We start from the raw sequence: 15,515 nt of genomic DNA on the forward strand, positions 1-15,515 counted from the left end.
GCTCAGCGGTGGCTGAGCAGCGGGCGGACCATGGTCGCCAGCAGCGTGAGGTCGACCGCGAACAGCAGCCGCTCGAACAGGCCGAGCGTGACCTCCTGATGCGACGGGCCGGTGAGCATCGTCCAGACGAACCCGCCGAGCACGATCACCACCGCGGCGAAGCTGGCCACCGCGAGCCGCCGGATCGTCGTGCGGCGCGGCTCCCACGGGCATCGCGCCCGGCCGCGGCGGGTCAGCACCCAGGCGGCGGCGGGAAGCGCCAGGAAGGCCGCCAGCGCCGCGTAGTTGTGGATCTGTCCGGCCAGTGAGCGGGCCTGGCCCTCGGGGTCGACGGGGACGAGCGCGAGGACGAACAGCCCGGCGCACCACACGCCGAGAAGGACGAGAACGGACTCGTAGCCCCGGCGGTGCGCCTTGGCGATCCCGCCGAGCAGCGCGAGCGAGCCGAAGCCCAGGGCCAGGCACATCGCGCCGAACAGCGGGGCCGCCGTCGAACCGGGCGAGAGGTAGCCGTAGACGTACTCGGACAGCGTCTGCCAGATCGGGCTGACCTGGCTGGACAGCCTCAGGTGCAGGTCGATCGAGATGGCGACCGCGACGGCCATGCCGAAGACCGCGAGCCTGCCGTGCACGGGGGAGACGGCAAGTGTCTTCGGCGAGGTCACGAGCGGTTTCTCCAGGCAGGTCGGGGCGGGTGTTCACCTTTTCGTTCCCGAAAGGTTACCCGGCGAACCTGTGAAGAACCCGTGCGGTCAGAACACCAGCTGGGCCAGCGCGAACAGCGAGAACCCGGCGAAGACGAAACCCGCCACGCGCTGGATGAGCTTGGGGCGGATCCGGCTGCGGACCTTCGCTCCGATGAAGACGGCGAGCCCGGCGACGGCGACAAGCGCGACGAAGGAGCCGAGGGCGACCGCGAACGGGTTGCCGAAGCGGGCCGTGAGACTGGCCGTCGCGAGCTGGGAGGCGTCACCCCATTCGGCGGCGAACAGCACTCCGAACGACGTCAGCGCGGAGCGGAAGAAGGTCGCGGGGCTCGGCCCGGAACGCGACGCGTCCTCGCCGCCGTCCTTGCCGGGGCTGAACCCTTCACGAAGGAGCATGAACGCGCCGATACCGAACATCGCGGCGACGATCACGGTCACCAGTGTCTCCGGCAGCAAAGTGAGCACACTGCCGAAGGTGGCGGCGATCGCGGATTGCACGGCGAATGCGGCGGTGACCCCGGCGAATACCGGCCACGCGCGGAAACGGGTGGTGAGAACGAGGGTGGCGACGAGGGTCTTGTCCGGTAGCTCCACGGCCAGTACCAGGCCAAACGCGCTGATCAGCGCCAACATCGAGCTCGACATGACAGTGCTTCACCCCTTTCACTGCAACGATAAAGGGGCGATTCAGAGAAAGGCAAGCTGATGGCTTTTCCGAATCGCCCGGCATGTGCGGGCGAATTGTCTTTCGCGGCCGGGCTGAATTGAGATTTCGGCAAACCGAATTCTTTTTTCCGGCTTCGCTGGTAGCGTCCGGGCGCATGGACGAGAGAGCGCGGATCGAGGACGTGTGCAAGCGGCTGAAGGAGCACTACGTGTTCCCCGACGTCGCCGAGAAGCTGACCGTGTTCCTGCGGGCGCGGCTGCGTGACGGCGCGTACGCGGGGCTCGACGATCAGGCGTTCGCCGTCGCGGTCACCGCGGATCTGCAATCGGTCAACGGGGACAAACACCTGCGGCTACGGCACCACGTCGATCCGCTGCCCGAGGTGGAAGGGGAGTCGTTCGATCCCGAGCAGTACCGGCGGGAGGCGGAGCTGAACGGCCATGGCATCGCGTCGGCGCGGCGGCTGGCCGGGAACGTCGGCTACCTGGAGACCAAGCTGCTCTACGGGCCGGACATCGCCGGCGAGGCGCTGGCCGCGGCGATGACGCTGCTCGCGACCACCGACGCGCTGATCATCGATGTCCGGGAGAACCGGGGCGGGGATCCGATGGCGGTCGCGCTGATCATCAGCTACCTGGTCGGCGAGCCGACGCATTTCAACAGTATCTATCTGCGCGACGGCGACGTGACGAACCAGTTCTGGACATTGCCGTACGTACCGGGCCGGAAGTTCGGCGCGGACAAGCCGGTGTGGGTGCTGACCGGGCCGACGACGTTCTCCGGTGCCGAGGACCTGAGCTACTCGTTGCAGCAACTGGGGCGGGCGAAGACGGTCGGCGCGGTCACCGGCGGCGGGGCGAACCCGCGACGACAGTACAAAGTGGACACCCATCTGGATGTCACCGTCCCGGGTGGACGGGCCGTGAACCCGGTCACGGGGACCAACTGGGAAGGCGTCGGCGTCCAGCCCGACATCGCCATCGACGTCGAGGCCGCTTTCGACACGGCGTACGCGTTGGCGCTGGAACACGTGCTGACGCTGGGGGATTCGGGCGTGCGGCGGCAGGTCGCCGACGAGGCGCGACTCACACTCGCCGGCCTCGGCTGACCTGGGCGCGGGACCTACGTCCCGGCGAGATCGGGACCACTTGAACTGGCGGGCGCATCGGGCGTTGAGCAGGCTTGAGGCGTGGAAGTTCTCGATCTCGCTCGGTGGCAGTTCGGTATCACCACCGTCTATCACTTCCTGATGGTCCCGCTGACCATCGGGCTTTCCGTCCTGGTCGCCGGGATGCAGACGGCGTGGGTCCGGACGGGTGATCAGCGGTACCTGAAGATGACCAAGTTCTGGGGGAAGCTCCTGCTGGTCAACTTCGCGATGGGCGTGGTCACCGGCATCGTGCAGGAGTTCCAGTTCGGGATGAACTGGAGCGCGTACTCGCGGTTCGTGGGTGACGTGTTCGGCGCGCCGCTGGCGATGGAGGGGCTCGTCGCGTTCTTCGTCGAGTCGACCTTCCTGGGGCTGTGGATCTTCGGCTGGGACAAGCTGCCGAAGAAGGTCCACCTGGCGTGCGCGTGGGCGTACTCGCTGGCGACGGTGGCGTCCGCGTACTTCATCCTCGCGGCGAACTCGTGGATGCAGCATCCGGTCGGGGTCGAGTTCGTCGACGGGAAGCCGACGATGAACTCGATCTGGGCGGTGCTGACGAACAACACCGCGCTGGCCGCGATCCCGCACACGCTCGCGGGCGCCTTCTCGGTGGCGGCGGCGTTCCTGGTCGGTGTCGCGGGCTGGCAGCTGTGGCGCAAACGTTCGGAGGACGACGAGCACCGCGCGGTGTGGCGTTCGTCGTTGCGTCTCGGCGGCTGGACCGGTGTGGTGGCGTTCGCGGTGCTGGCGATCACCGGCGACTTCCAGGGCAAGCTGATGTTCGAGCAGCAGCCGATGAAGATGGCGTCGGCGGAAGCGTTGTGCCACACGGAGAAACCGGCGAGCTTCTCGATCATCGCGATCGGCGACGTGCGGAACGCGAACTGCGAGGACGTCAAGACGTTCAACGTGCCCGCGCTGCTCTCGTTCTTGGCGCACAACGACTTCTCGACCGAGGTCAAGGGCGTGGAGAACCTGGTGACCGAGTACCAGGCGAAGTACGGCACGAACTATCCGGACGACCCGCAGCTCGGTTCGCTGGCGGGCAAGCCGATCGACTACGTGCCCAACCTGCCGGTGACCTACTGGGGTTTCCGCGCGATGATCGGCTTCGGCGCGATCTCGGCCGGGATCGGGTTGCTCGCGCTGTGGCTGACCCGGCGTGGGCGGATCCCCGGGCAGCGATGGTTCCCGTGGATGGTGCTCGGCGGGATCGCGACGCCGTTCATCGGTAACAGCGCCGGCTGGATCTTCACCGAGATGGGCCGTCAGCCGTTCGTGGTGGTGCCGAACCCGACCGGTGTCGACGGGGTGTGGATGTTCACCGCGCAGGCGGTCTCGAAGTTGTCCACAGGCGAGGTCTGGACGTCGCTGCTCGCCCTGACGACCGTCTACGCGGTGCTCGGCGTGGTCGAAGTCTTCCTGATGCGGAAGTACGTCCGGGGCGGCGTGGACGCCGTCATGCCACCCAAGAAACCGGCCTCGACCAGCAAGAACAGCGACTCGAAAGGCGGTGACGGCGATGACGACGCACTGGCCTTCGCCTACTGATCGCCTCTTTACGTCACCTACCCAGCCCCCCGCCCTTCCCGGGGGACGGCCCCGCACCCAGCGTATCGGGGGTATCGCTCAGGCGGGTTACCCACAGCCGATCTGTGGACAACTTGAGCGGTTGTGGACAACTCAGGGCGACCGGGGCTTATGGGGCGGTCTCGGTGGGGCGGGGAGTGTCGCGAAAGCCACTTTCGCGACGTCTGATGTCCCGAAAGTGGCTTTCGCGACACGCCGCGGGGCGTCGTCCGGGCGCGTGACCGGGCAGCGGGCTGAAGGGGCCCTTCGCCGCGGCGAAAGCGTCCGGAAGGCCACGCGAGCCAGGAAAGTGAGTATCCGATGACCCTCGAAACGATCTGGTTCTGCGTCATCGCCCTCTTCTGGCTCGGTTACCTCTTCCTCGAAGGCTTCGACTTCGGCGTCGGCATGCTCATGCCGGTCCTCGCGAAGGACAACACCGAGCGCCGCGTCATGGTCAACACGATCGGCCCGGTCTGGGACGGCAACGAGGTCTGGCTGATCGTCGCCGGCGGCGCGATGTTCGCCGCGTTCCCCGGCTGGTACGCGTCGCTCTTCTCGGCCGCGTACCTCCCGCTCCTGGTGGTCCTGCTCGCCCTCATCGGCCGCGGCGTCGCGTTCGAGTACCGCGGCAAGGTCGACTCCGATCGCTGGCGCCGCAACTGGGACCGCGTCATCGGCATCGGTTCGTGGGTCCCGCCGTTCGGCGTCGGCCTGCTGCTCGCGACCACCGTCCTCGGTCTCCCGCTCGACGCCGACGGCAACCGCGTCGGCGGCCCGTTCGCCGCCCTCAGCCTCGAAACGTTGCTCGGCGCGATCGCGGTCGTCGGGTTCTCCCTGGTCCACGGCGCCGCCTTCCTCGCACTCAAGACCGAAGGCGACCTCCGCCACCGGGCACGGAACCTGGCCACCCGCCTGCTCCCGGTCGCGCTCCTGCCGTTGCTCGCGTTCCTCATCGTCGTGCAGTTGCGCTCGGGTGACCTCTGGACGCTGTTCCTCATCGGCGTCGCGGTGGTCGCCGCGGTCCTCGCGTGGTTCAAGATCCGCATGGGCCGCGAAGGTCAGGCGTTCGCCGCGCTCGGCGGGGTCATCGCGGCTTCCGCCGTCGCGATCTTCGTCGCCCTGTACCCGAACGTCCTGCCGTCCACTGTGGACCCGGCGAACACGCTGACCATCGCGGGCGAGGCGTCGAGCCCGTACACGCTGACCGTGATGACCTGGGTCGCGCTGTTCGGCGCTCCCGCCGTTCTGATCTACCAGGGCTGGACGTACTGGGTGTTCCGCAAGCGCATCGGCACCCGGCACATCCCACCGGTGCACGCACCATGACCGAACTTCCCGGCCGCGACACCCTTTCCGCCACGGAGTCCACAATGGACCCAGCGCGACCGGGGAAGGGTCCGCTCGGCGCGCTGGCTCCACTTTCGAGTGCGGCGCGCCGGGCGTTGATCCTCAGCGGGATCCTGTCCTTCGTCAACGCGATCCTGCTGGTGGGGCAGGCTTTCCTACTCGCCGACGTCCTCTCCGCGGTAGTCCGCGGAACACCGGGGGACCGCACCGCCCAGCTGGCCGTGCTGCTCGCGCTCGTCGCAGGGCGCGCGTTGACCGGCTGGGCGGTGCGGATCGTTTCCGTTCGCGCGGCCGCCCGCGCGAAGGAGGAGCTGCGCGCCAAAGCCCTCGACCACGCTTTGAAACTCGGCCCGGAATGGATCGCGCGCCGCGGTCACGGCGAGCTGACGTCGTTGACCACCAAGGGGCTCGACGCGCTCGACGCGTACTTCACCCAGTACCTCCCGGCATTGGTGACCGCCGCGATCGTGCCGCTCGCCGCGGGCGTCGCGATCCTGTTCGCCGACTGGCCGTCGGCCGTGCTCGTCGTGATCACCGTGCCGCTGGTGCCGCTGTTCGCGATCCTGATCGGCAAGCACACCGCCGAGCGCGTCGCCGAAGCCGCCGACGCCGAGCAACGCCTTTCGGGGCACCTGCTCGAACTCGTCCGTGCCCTGCCGGTCCTCAGCGCGTTCCGCCGCGCCGGCGCGCAGGCCGAGACGGTCCGGAAGATCTCCGAACGTCATCGCCGCACGACGCTCAAGACGTTGAAGGTCGCGTTCGCGTCGGCGTTCGCGCTGGAACTGATCGCGACGCTGTCGGTCGCGCTGGTCGCCGTCGTCATCGGTGTCCGCCTGGTCTCCGGCGAACTGTCGCTGGCCATCGGGCTCGGCGTGCTGATCCTCGTGCCCGAGTGCTACCAGCCGCTGCGCGCGGTCGGCGCCGCCTTCCACGCCAGCGAAGACGGTGTCGAGGCCGTCCGCCGTGTCGCGGACGTGTTGGCGGAACCCTTGCCGCCCAACGGTTCCGAGACGCCCACCAAGGGCGAGATCGACGTCCGAGGACTGCGGGTCGCCAGGCGCGGCGGATTCGCGCCCGACGGCGAGACGTTCAGCGTCCGGCCCGGCGAGCTCACCTGGCTGCGCGCGCCCAGCGGCGGCGGCAAATCGACGACGCTCGCCACGCTGCTCGGTTTCGTGCAGGCGCACGACGGGACGATCACCGTCGGCGGTACCGACCTCGCCGACGCCGACCTGGAGCGGTGGCGCGAGAACGTCGCCTGGGTGCCGCAGTCGCCGGTGTTCGGCGGGGGCACGGTCCGCGAGGAGGTCGGCGGCGAAGACGTCCTCGCCGAACTCGGCCTCGCTGGGCTCGCCGAGCGGCCGGTTTCCAAGCTGTCACAGGGGCAACGGCAGCGTGTCGCGGTGGCGCGGGCGCTGACGCGGGTCCGGTCGGGCGCGTGGCTGCTCCTGCTCGACGAACCGACCGCCCACCTCGACGAGGCCAACGCCGCGCTCGTCATGGCCGCGGTCCACGAGGCGGTCGGCAACGGCGCCGCCGCGATCATCGCCGCACACGAGCGCACGCCCGGTGTCGACATGTCGACCATGGTGCCTGCCGACTCCGGAACCACCGAAGACGGACAGACAGTCAAGCCGCTGCCCTGGCGCGACCTGCTGCACCCCAGGTTCTTCGGTGGCGCGTTGCTCGGTGCCGCCGCTCTGCTCGCCGGGGTCGCGCTGACCGCGCTTTCGGGCTGGCTGATCGCCAAGGCGTCGCAACAGCCGCCGATCCTGACCCTGACGGTGCTGATCGTCGGCGTGCGGACGTTCGGCCTCGGCCGCGCGGGGCTGCGTTACCTCGAACGGCTGGTCACGCACGACGCCGCGTTCCGGATCGCCGGAAGCCTGCGCGTCCGGCTGTGGGAGTCGCTGGTGCGGCTCGGCCCGGCTCGCGCGCTGCGGGCCGGTGAGGAGCAGCGACGGCTCGTCGGCGACACCGACACCGTGCGCGACCTGCTTCCGCGCGTGATCACGCCGCTGGTCGTGGTCGCGCTGGTGGCCGTCGGCGCCGTCGCGGTCCAGGCCGTCGTGCTGCCCGAAGCCGGGCTCGCGCTGGCCGCAGCCGTGCTGGTCAGCGCGTTCGCGCCGCTGCTCGCGCTCCGGGTGGAGCGCCGCGCGACCAGCGCCCTGGCCGCCGGACGACGTTCGGTGTCGGCGCAGGTGCTGAGCCTCTTGGAAGCCGCCGCCGAACTGATCGCCTACGGGGTCGACAAAGAGCGACGTCGCCGAATCGCCACGACCGACGCCGCGCTGACCGCCGAAGCCCGGCGACAGGCCTTCGGCGCCGGAGCGGCCGACGCCCTGATCATCCTGGCGACAGGGGCCGCCACCGTCGTGAGCACCGGGTTCGCCGTGAGCGCCGTCGCCGCCGGCGCGCTGAACCCGGTCCTCGCGCCCGTGGCCGGCCTGGTGCCGCTCGCGCTCGCGGAGGTCTTCTCCCTTCTTCCGCCCGCCGCGCAGCACTGGGACACCCTGCGCCAGGCCCGTCTGCGCCTCGCCGCTTGCGATGAACGGGCCGTTCTCAGCGAGGAAAGCGCCGTTCCTGGCACCGGCGGGGTGCGGATCCGGAACGCCGACCTCGGCTGGCCCGGCACGGAGCGCCCGGTCCTCACCGGGGTCGACCTCGACATCGCGCCCGGCACGCACGTCGCCGTCGTCGGCCCGAGCGGCGCCGGGAAATCGACGCTCGTCGCGGCCCTGCTCGGTTTCCTCAAGCCGAGCAAGGGCGACGTCGCCGTTCCCGAGAACGTCGCCTGGGCGCCGCAGGAGCCGATGCTCGTCTCGACCACGGTCGCCGAGAACCTGCGACTGGCCAAGCCGACGGCGTCCGAGGCGGACCTGCGGAAAGCCTTGTATCAGGCGGTTCTCGAGGACGTCGAGCTCACGACGATGCTCGACAGCGCCGGCGCCGGGCTTTCGGGCGGGCAGGCGCAGCGGGTCGCGCTGGCACGGGCCGTGCTCGGTGCCGCGCGTGCCGATCTGGTGCTGCTCGACGAGCCCACCGCTCATCTCGACGAGCCGACCGCGCGCACCGTCCGCGAACGGCTCGGCGAGGCGCTCGCCGGGAAGACCGTCGTCCACGTCACGCACAACGCCGCCGAAGCCGACGGCGCGGACGTGATCCTGGAGGTGCGGGAGGGCCGCGTCACAGCGCGCGCGATGGCCGGGGCCGACTAATGTCGATAGCGCTCATGGATCCCACGCTTGCCGCGCGCGCACTGTCCGCCGCCACCGAGATCACCGGCACCGCCCTGTCGGGTGAAGACCCGGGCGACGTGCTGGAGACCGTGGTCGCCCGCGCCGTCGAACTGGCCGAGGCCGACCTCGGTCTCGTCATGGTGCGCGCGGACGACGGCCAGGTGGTCGCCGAGGCCGCGCACGGGGACACCACCCAGGGTCTCCGGGGGCTGGCCTTTTCCGCCGATTCCGCCGCCGGCCAGGTCGCCAGGGGCGGGAAACCGGTGGTCAGCGAGGACTTCACCGTCGATCCCCGCACGGCGCCGTTCGTGCCGCCGGAGCTCCAGGGCTTCGGGCCGTTCGCCGCGTCGGCGTTCGGCGCGGGCGGACGCGTCCTCGGCGCGCTCACCGTGTACCGCCGCCACGGCGGGGAACCGTTCTCCGCCAGTACGGTCGAGGTGCTCACGGCGTTCGCCGCGCAGGCGGGCGTGGTGCTGGCGCTGGCGGAAGGCGCCAACGCACGGCACCGCGTGACCCTCTACCAAGAGCGGGAACGCATCGCGCGCGAGCTGCACGACGTCATCGTGCAGCGCCTCTACGGCGCCGGGATGCAGCTCGACCGCGTCCGCAAGAACATGCGGAAACGCTTCGCCCAGGCCGATGGCGCGCGCCTGTCCGAGGCGATCGACCAGCTCGACCAGACCATCGAAGAGATCCGCGGTACCGTGCGCGCCCTGCGCAGCCCGGAACCCGCGAACCAGACGGTCACCGCCACCGACCTCGCCGAATCCGCACGGGGCGAGGTGCGGATCGCGGGCGAGTTGCTCGGCTACCCGCCGACCCTCGAACTTTCGGGAGAGCTGGCCGACATCCCCGCCGAGCAGGCGGACCACATCCGCGCCGCCCTCCGCGAAGCACTGTCCAATGTGGTCAGACACTCCGGGGCGAGCGAGACCCGCGTGACGCTCAGCCGTGACGCGGAAGGCGTCAAACTCCGGGTGCGGGACAACGGATCCGGTGTTCCGCAGGGAGTGGCCAAACGCGGTCTCCGTCATCTCGCCGAACGCGCGACGACGTCCGGCGGGCGCTTTTCGATCAATTCTTCGCCGAGTCTCGGGACTTTGGTCGCTTTCGACGTTCCACTCGACCAAACCGTGTGAAATTAACGGTTCGAGAATTCCGATTAATCCGTAACAGCTGGCGCCGGTGCGCGACTGTAAGTGCATCGAACGCGCTCGGAGCGCGAAATCCCAGTGAAAGGACTCCCCATGTCCTCGGTTCGTCGCGCCCTCGGCACGGCCGTCATCCTCGCCGGATTCTCCTTGTTCGGCCCCGCTTCCGTGGCGTTCGCGCTGGCGGAAGCGCCCGCGATCGCCGATCTGAACTGCGGTGACTTCAAGTACCAGGAAGACGCTCAGGCCGAACTCCAGAAAGATCGATCCGATCCGCACAACCTGGACGACGACAACGACGGAATCGCCTGCGAAAGGCTTCCCAAGCGCGGAACGGCGCCGACCGAAACAAGCACGCCCACCGCACCGCCGAGCACCACGAAAACGACGGCGCCGCGATCCACCGACAAGGATTGCGCCGATTTCCCGTCGCAGGCCGCCGCGCAGGCCGAGCTCAAGAAGAACCCGCGGGACCCGCACAAGCTCGACGGTGACCACGACGGGTACGCCTGCGAATCCCGCTTCGGCGAACCGGCGAAATCGGGCCAGGTCAAGGTCAAGCCCGTCGGTGGCGTCGCGACCGGCGGCGGCGAGGCCAACGGCGGTCCCCTGGAGGTCGCCGCGGTCGCGCTGACCGGCGCCGCACTGCTGACCGCGACGGCGGCGGGCGCGTCCCTGGTGCTCCGGCGGCGTGCCGAACGATGACCGGGGCGTTCTGGCGCCGGTGGCCGTTTCCGCTGGTCATCGGCGCCCTCATCGGGGTGGTGTGCGCGGTCGCGCTGACCGCGTGCGCCGTTCCGCCGCCGGGCAAGGTCGCGTCGCCGGCGCCACCCACCACCGTGTCCACGGCGGCGGCGCCCTCCACCGCGGCCTCAACGGTCTCTCCGCTGGCGCCCGCCCGGCCCGCCAAGCTCGAGATCCCGGCGATCGGGGTCCGCACCGGCCAGATCATCGACCTCGGTCTGGCCGGTGACGGCACCCTGGAGGTGCCGCAGGACGCGATCACCACCGGCTGGTTCACCGGTGGCCCGGCACCCGGCCAGATCGGGCCCGCCGTCCTCGCCGGGCACGTCGACTACAAGAAGGTCCCCGGCGTCTTCGTCCGGCTCAAGGAACTGAAGGCAGGCGACGAAGCCCTCGTCCACCGCGAAGACGGGATCACGGCGGTGTTCACCGTTTACGCCGTCGAACGGCATGCGAAGGCGGCCTTCCCCACGGAGAAGGTCTACGGCGACACGACCGGACCCGAACTGCGCCTGATCACCTGCGGCGGTGATTTCGACTCCTCGACCGGCAACTACCTCGACAACGTCATCGCCTACGCGAAACTGACGCGCGTTTAGATTCGGAGGATGCGCACCGTCTACGTCGTCACGCATCCGGAGGCCACCCACCACGTCGATCGCCTGGTGGGCGGATGGTTCGACTCCGAACTCACCCCCGGCGGTGAACGCGCGGCCGTCGCCGTCGCCGAGTCGCTGCGGGCGAAGGTGCCGGACGAGGTGGAGCTCTACTCCTCGGATCTGCGCCGCACCGCACGGACCGCGGAACTGATCGGCGAACGGCTCGGCGTGGCCCCGATCCTGGACCGGCGGCTGCGTGAGAAGTCGTACGGGGAAGCCGGTGGCAAACCGCGGGAATGGCTGGACAGCAGGTTCGTCCCGCCACCCGCCACCGGTGAGCGGCTGGGGCACGACGAGGGAATCCCCGGCGCCGAAACCAAGGGCGCGATGGCCGCGAGGGTGTACGCGGCCATGGGGTCGATCCTGGAAAGCCGTTGCGAGCACCAGATCGTCGTCACGCACGGCGGTGCGCTCACCTTCGTGATCGCCGCGTGGATCCGGATGCCGCTCGAATCGGCCGGATACGTCGACTTCCGCGGTTCACCAGGCAGCGTCACGGTGCTGCGTGAGGACGACTTCTTCCACAACCGGCAGGTCGTGATCGGCCATCTCCCGACCGGGGAGGCCGATCGTTGATAGCCTCGGTACCAGCCGTGACGAGGGGAACACGCCGTGTGGGAAGCCGTTCTGGGTGAGGCCGTGAAAGCGCTGGCGGTCGGCGCCGCCGGCGGGGTGAAGGACCTGGTGGCCAAGCGGCTCGCCCGGCGCCGCACCGCACAGGACGTCGAGGCGCTGCTCGCGGATCCCGTCGGCGCCGAGCGAGCCGTCCGGGAACTGGTCGAAACCGATCCCGAATTCGCCGAGCGGTTGCAGGAGATCCTCGCGGGAGACGGCACCGGCGTCCGCGACGTGCCGGGCTCGCCCGCGCATTTCGTCGACCGGGACAGGGAACGGCGAAGCGCTTCGGGGCCGGGCGTCCACGTCATCACCGGCCCACGCGGGGCAGGGAAGAGCGCGCTCGTGTACCGGCTCGCGGACGACCTCCGCGACCGCTACCCGGATCAGGTCTACGTCGACCTCGCGGACTATCGCGACGGCACCGTGCTGCGCCGCTCGGAGGTGGCGACCAGGGTCCTGCGCGCGCTCGGGGTCGAGACGAATCTGGTGACCACGAATTCCGCCGAGCTGTGGGCCCAGTACCGGTCGGTCACCGCCCGGCGCCGGTTCCTCCTGGCACTGGACAACGCCGAAGTGGCCACGGACGTCCGCGAGCTGATCCCTTCGTCGCCGTCGAGTCTCGTGCTGGTGACCGCCATCCGCCAGGATGACGACCTGCTGGCGGGCAACGTCGCTCCGCCGATCGAACTGGACTCCCTCGAACGGGACTTCGCGCTCGAACTCCTCGGCAAGGCGTCGGATCCGGCGGCCATCGAGGCGGAACGCGACGCCGCCGCCGAACTCGCCGCGCTGTGCGACCACATGCCGTTCGCCCTGGTGCAGGCCGGCGTCCGGATCCGCAAACGACTGCGGCGCGGTCCCGGCGCGGTCGCCTCGGTACTGGCCGATTTCCGGCGGACCGGGGTGCTCGGCGGGGTCGACGTCATCGCGATGGCGTTCGAGCAGTCGTTCGCCGAGCTGTCCGCCGGCGCCGCGGAACTCTGCGAACTGCTGGCGTCCCATCCCGGGCCCGATTTCACGACGGCGTCGGCGACCGCGGTCTTCGGCGCGCCCGCCGGAGACGCGCTCGACGAACTCACCGACGCGGGGTTCCTGGCGCCGACCGGCACTCCCCGGCAGCGGCTGTTCAACCTGATCCGGGAGGGGGCGCGCCGGCGTGGGACCTGGGACGTCGCGACCGATCGGGCGCTGGTCTTCTTCCGCGACCAGGCCGTCGCCGCGGATCACCGCACCAGTCCGGACCGCCTGCGTTGCTACGAGCCGGTTTCCGTGCCCGCCCCGGATTTCGAGGGTAAGGCGCCGCTCGACTGGGTCGAGGACGCCCGGGAAACCTATGGCGCGCTGGCGTTTCAGGCCTTCGAGCGCGAACGGGACGTCGAGCTCGGGCAGATCTGCGGCGCGCTGGAAGTGCTCATGCTCAACCGCGGGCACCACCGGCTTTTCGCCCATATCAACCACTTCGGTCTCCTCGCGGCGAGGCGGCATGGCGAACCGGCCCTGACCACGAGGATCCTCAGTCAGCAAGGCCGTACCTACTTCCTGCTGCACGATTTCGACCGCGCCCAGCCGCTGCTGGAGGAGGCGCTCGAAACGGTCCGGACCCTGGACAACCCGGCGCTGGAATCGTCCGTTCAGGAGTTCTGCGGCCGGTTCCACGAGGAGAAAGGGCTCCTCCCGGCCGCCGCGGACTTCCTCTGGCGAGCCGTGACACTGGACCGGGCGATGGCCGAAGCGGGCCGCCGGTCGCTCGGCATCCACACCCGCATGCTGGCGAACGTGCTGCTGAAGGCCGGCGCGTACGAGCACGTCTGGGCGTTGCTCGCCGAATCCGCACAGCAGTTCCCCGCGTCGGACAGCCGGAACCTCGGCCGGGTGTCCATGGTGCGGGCCAAGTACCTCCGGGCGGTCGGCCACTACGACGACGCCGAACGCGAACTGCTCGAGGCGTGGCGGCTGGTGTCCGGCGCGACGCAGTACACGGCCGAGTTCGAGGAGGAGTTCGGCAGGCTTTTCGCGGCGCGCGGGGACCACGGCCGGGCGCACACGCACTTCCAGCGTGCCTGGCAGACGTACTTCGACGCGGGGCATCCGCGAGAGGCCGAGTTCCGTTCGGTCCTGGCTAACAGCGGGCGACGGTGACGGGCCGCCCGCCGACCATGTGCGTCCCTTCGACGTCCGTGTGCGAGGCGAGCAGAAGGTAGAGGTGACTCGCCAGGAGGGTCGGGTCGATTTCCGCGGACAGCAGGTAATCGCCGCGGTCCCGGACCCGCGCGAGACAGCCGCCGGCGGCGGGAGCGGCGACGAGCCGGGCGAGCGGCCAATGGGTGAGCAGTTCGTCGAACCGGCCCGGGTCCTCAGCGAACACGACGGCCGCCCCGTCCAGATCGCGCAGGGTCGCTTGATCCGCGTGGGCGAGAACATGCCGGTGGCGCAGGCTTTCCGGCCGGGTGGAGGCGGGAAACCGGACCAGTTTCCCGGTTTCGTCCCATCCGGCGGCGAGCGCGGCCACCGGATGGGTCACCGGCGCCGGATCCGGCACGGGCGGGAAGGCGGGACGGGGATCCGGCCGCTTCAGGTCCAGAAGGTCGTAGAGCACATCGCCCAGCCGCGGACCGCTCGCGGCGTCCTCGACGGCCTGGTCGACGATCGGGCGGTAGCGCTCCGGAACATGGTTCTCGATGGCCGTGTCGATCTGCTCGCGAAGCCCATCGCCCGCCACCTTGGCCGCGACCCTGGTCAGCATCGCGAGTGGCGAGTCGTCCACCGTCGTGGTGGCGGCGGACGCGGTGAGAAGCACCGGTTTACCCGCCGCGGCGGCGTACAGCGCGGCGGATCCCTGATCGGAGATCACGCAGTCCGCGGCCAGCAACGCGGCCTGCCAGCCGTGATCCGGGGGAACGAGGGTGAGCCCCGCGGCGAGTTCCGGCCGTAGCCACGACTCCAGCTGCCACGGGCTGTGCGCCGCCCACACGCCGGGGTGCAGGGTGAGGACGATCTGGTAGTCGTCGAGCGGCAGTTCGGTCAGCAGCCGCTGGGGCAGCCGCGGATGCGTGGCGTAGAGCGAATGCCGGCCCCAGGTCGACGCGATCGCGACGACCTTCCGGTCGCCGGAGCCGAGCGCCGCGCGGTACGCCGCCACCCGGTGCCTGCTCGCCATCATCCGGTCGTGACAGGGATCGCCGACGACGACCGCCCGGTCCAGCGCCTCCGGGCAGGCCGACTTCAGCTGTTCCCGTTGCACGGAGTGCGAAAGCGCGATCGCCGCCGGGATCACCCGGTCGTGGTGCACGAGCCGGTCCGGGTCCATCCCCGACGTGACCCGTCCGCCCGGGTAGTACTTCTGGTAACCGATCCCGTGCGGCACCAGCAGGATCGGCCCGTTCAGCTCGTGCAGGGCGTCGTTCTCGCTCGCCGCGAGGATGAGGTCGAAGGTGTTCTTGGCGGCCTGCTCCCACGGCGTGACGGCGACGCGCAGGGCACGCAGCGCGTCGCTCACCCCGGCCGAAAGGATGCCCGGCCGCGCCTCGTCGAAGGTGAAGGTGGTCTGGATCCGGAGGTCGGCGCTCGTCAGGGTCAGGATGTCCTGGAGCCGGTTCAACGTCGTCAACGTCCGGACGACCACGAGGAGCTGTCGTTCGGGAGCGTTGGTCAACCAGGAGCG

Annotated in this window: 12 protein-coding genes; 9 read left to right on the forward strand and 3 right to left on the reverse strand. The window is 70.0% G+C overall.

Features of this window, described 5'->3' with window-relative positions:
- Positions 1 to 2: 2 nt before the first annotated feature.
- Together ACZ1DY_RS01215 and ACZ1DY_RS01220 are read right to left on the reverse strand one after the other, a co-directional pair.
- On the reverse strand, positions 3 to 665 hold the full coding sequence (locus tag ACZ1DY_RS01215; protein ID WP_257483652.1) for a DUF998 domain-containing protein: 663 nt from the start codon (positions 663 to 665) through the stop codon (positions 3 to 5).
- A gap of 87 nt (positions 666 to 752) precedes the next feature.
- Entirely contained in the window at positions 753 to 1,340 is a 588-nt protein-coding gene (locus tag ACZ1DY_RS01220; protein ID WP_192747994.1) for a TMEM165/GDT1 family protein, read from the reverse strand.
- Between the two features lie 188 nt (positions 1,341 to 1,528).
- On the opposite strand from ACZ1DY_RS01220, the gene ACZ1DY_RS01225 reads away from it, so the two are divergent.
- The 9 genes from ACZ1DY_RS01225 to ACZ1DY_RS01265 all read left to right on the forward strand — a co-directional run bounded on the left by ACZ1DY_RS01225 (position 1,529) and on the right by ACZ1DY_RS01265 (position 13,993).
- Complete coding sequence (locus tag ACZ1DY_RS01225) at positions 1,529 to 2,482, forward strand: S41 family peptidase (protein WP_465483379.1); 954 nt, start codon at positions 1,529 to 1,531, stop codon at positions 2,480 to 2,482.
- Between the two features lie 81 nt (positions 2,483 to 2,563).
- On the forward strand, positions 2,564 to 4,075 hold the full coding sequence (locus tag ACZ1DY_RS01230; RefSeq protein WP_465483380.1) for a cytochrome ubiquinol oxidase subunit I: 1,512 nt from the start codon (positions 2,564 to 2,566) through the stop codon (positions 4,073 to 4,075).
- A gap of 339 nt (positions 4,076 to 4,414) precedes the next feature.
- Positions 4,415 to 5,422: a cytochrome d ubiquinol oxidase subunit II gene (gene cydB / locus ACZ1DY_RS01235; protein ID WP_257483655.1), complete on the forward strand. Its 1,008-nt coding sequence runs from the start codon at positions 4,415 to 4,417 to the stop codon at positions 5,420 to 5,422.
- Positions 5,419 to 8,661, forward strand: coding sequence for a thiol reductant ABC exporter subunit CydD (cydD, locus tag ACZ1DY_RS01240; RefSeq protein ID WP_465483381.1), 3,243 nt, complete (start codon positions 5,419 to 5,421; stop codon positions 8,659 to 8,661). The genes cydB and cydD overlap by 4 nt, the downstream gene beginning before the upstream one ends.
- A 14-nt stretch (positions 8,662 to 8,675) precedes the next feature.
- Positions 8,676 to 9,821, forward strand: a complete 1,146-nt coding sequence (locus ACZ1DY_RS01245; RefSeq protein ID WP_125679171.1) for a GAF domain-containing sensor histidine kinase — start codon at positions 8,676 to 8,678, stop codon at positions 9,819 to 9,821.
- Positions 9,822 to 9,929: 108 nt separating this feature from the next.
- Positions 9,930 to 10,538 (forward strand): excalibur calcium-binding domain-containing protein, encoded by a 609-nt coding sequence (locus tag ACZ1DY_RS01250; protein WP_465483382.1) that lies wholly within the window; start codon positions 9,930 to 9,932, stop codon positions 10,536 to 10,538.
- Positions 10,535 to 11,176 (forward strand): class F sortase, encoded by a 642-nt coding sequence (locus tag ACZ1DY_RS01255; RefSeq protein WP_465483383.1) that lies wholly within the window; start codon positions 10,535 to 10,537, stop codon positions 11,174 to 11,176. The genes ACZ1DY_RS01250 and ACZ1DY_RS01255 overlap by 4 nt, the downstream gene beginning before the upstream one ends.
- Before the next feature lie 9 nt (positions 11,177 to 11,185).
- On the forward strand, positions 11,186 to 11,812 hold the full coding sequence (locus tag ACZ1DY_RS01260) for a histidine phosphatase family protein (protein WP_465483384.1): 627 nt from the start codon (positions 11,186 to 11,188) through the stop codon (positions 11,810 to 11,812).
- A gap of 63 nt (positions 11,813 to 11,875) precedes the next feature.
- On the forward strand, positions 11,876 to 13,993 hold the full coding sequence (locus tag ACZ1DY_RS01265; RefSeq protein WP_465483385.1) for an AAA family ATPase: 2,118 nt from the start codon (positions 11,876 to 11,878) through the stop codon (positions 13,991 to 13,993).
- On the opposite strand, the gene ACZ1DY_RS01270 is transcribed toward ACZ1DY_RS01265, so the two are convergent.
- Positions 13,974 to 15,506, reverse strand: coding sequence for a hypothetical protein (locus ACZ1DY_RS01270; RefSeq protein WP_465483386.1), 1,533 nt, complete (start codon positions 15,504 to 15,506; stop codon positions 13,974 to 13,976). The genes ACZ1DY_RS01265 and ACZ1DY_RS01270 overlap by 20 nt on opposite strands.
- Positions 15,507 to 15,515: the final 9 nt, after the last annotated feature.

Source organism: Amycolatopsis sp. PSD-21, assembly GCF_055561455.1.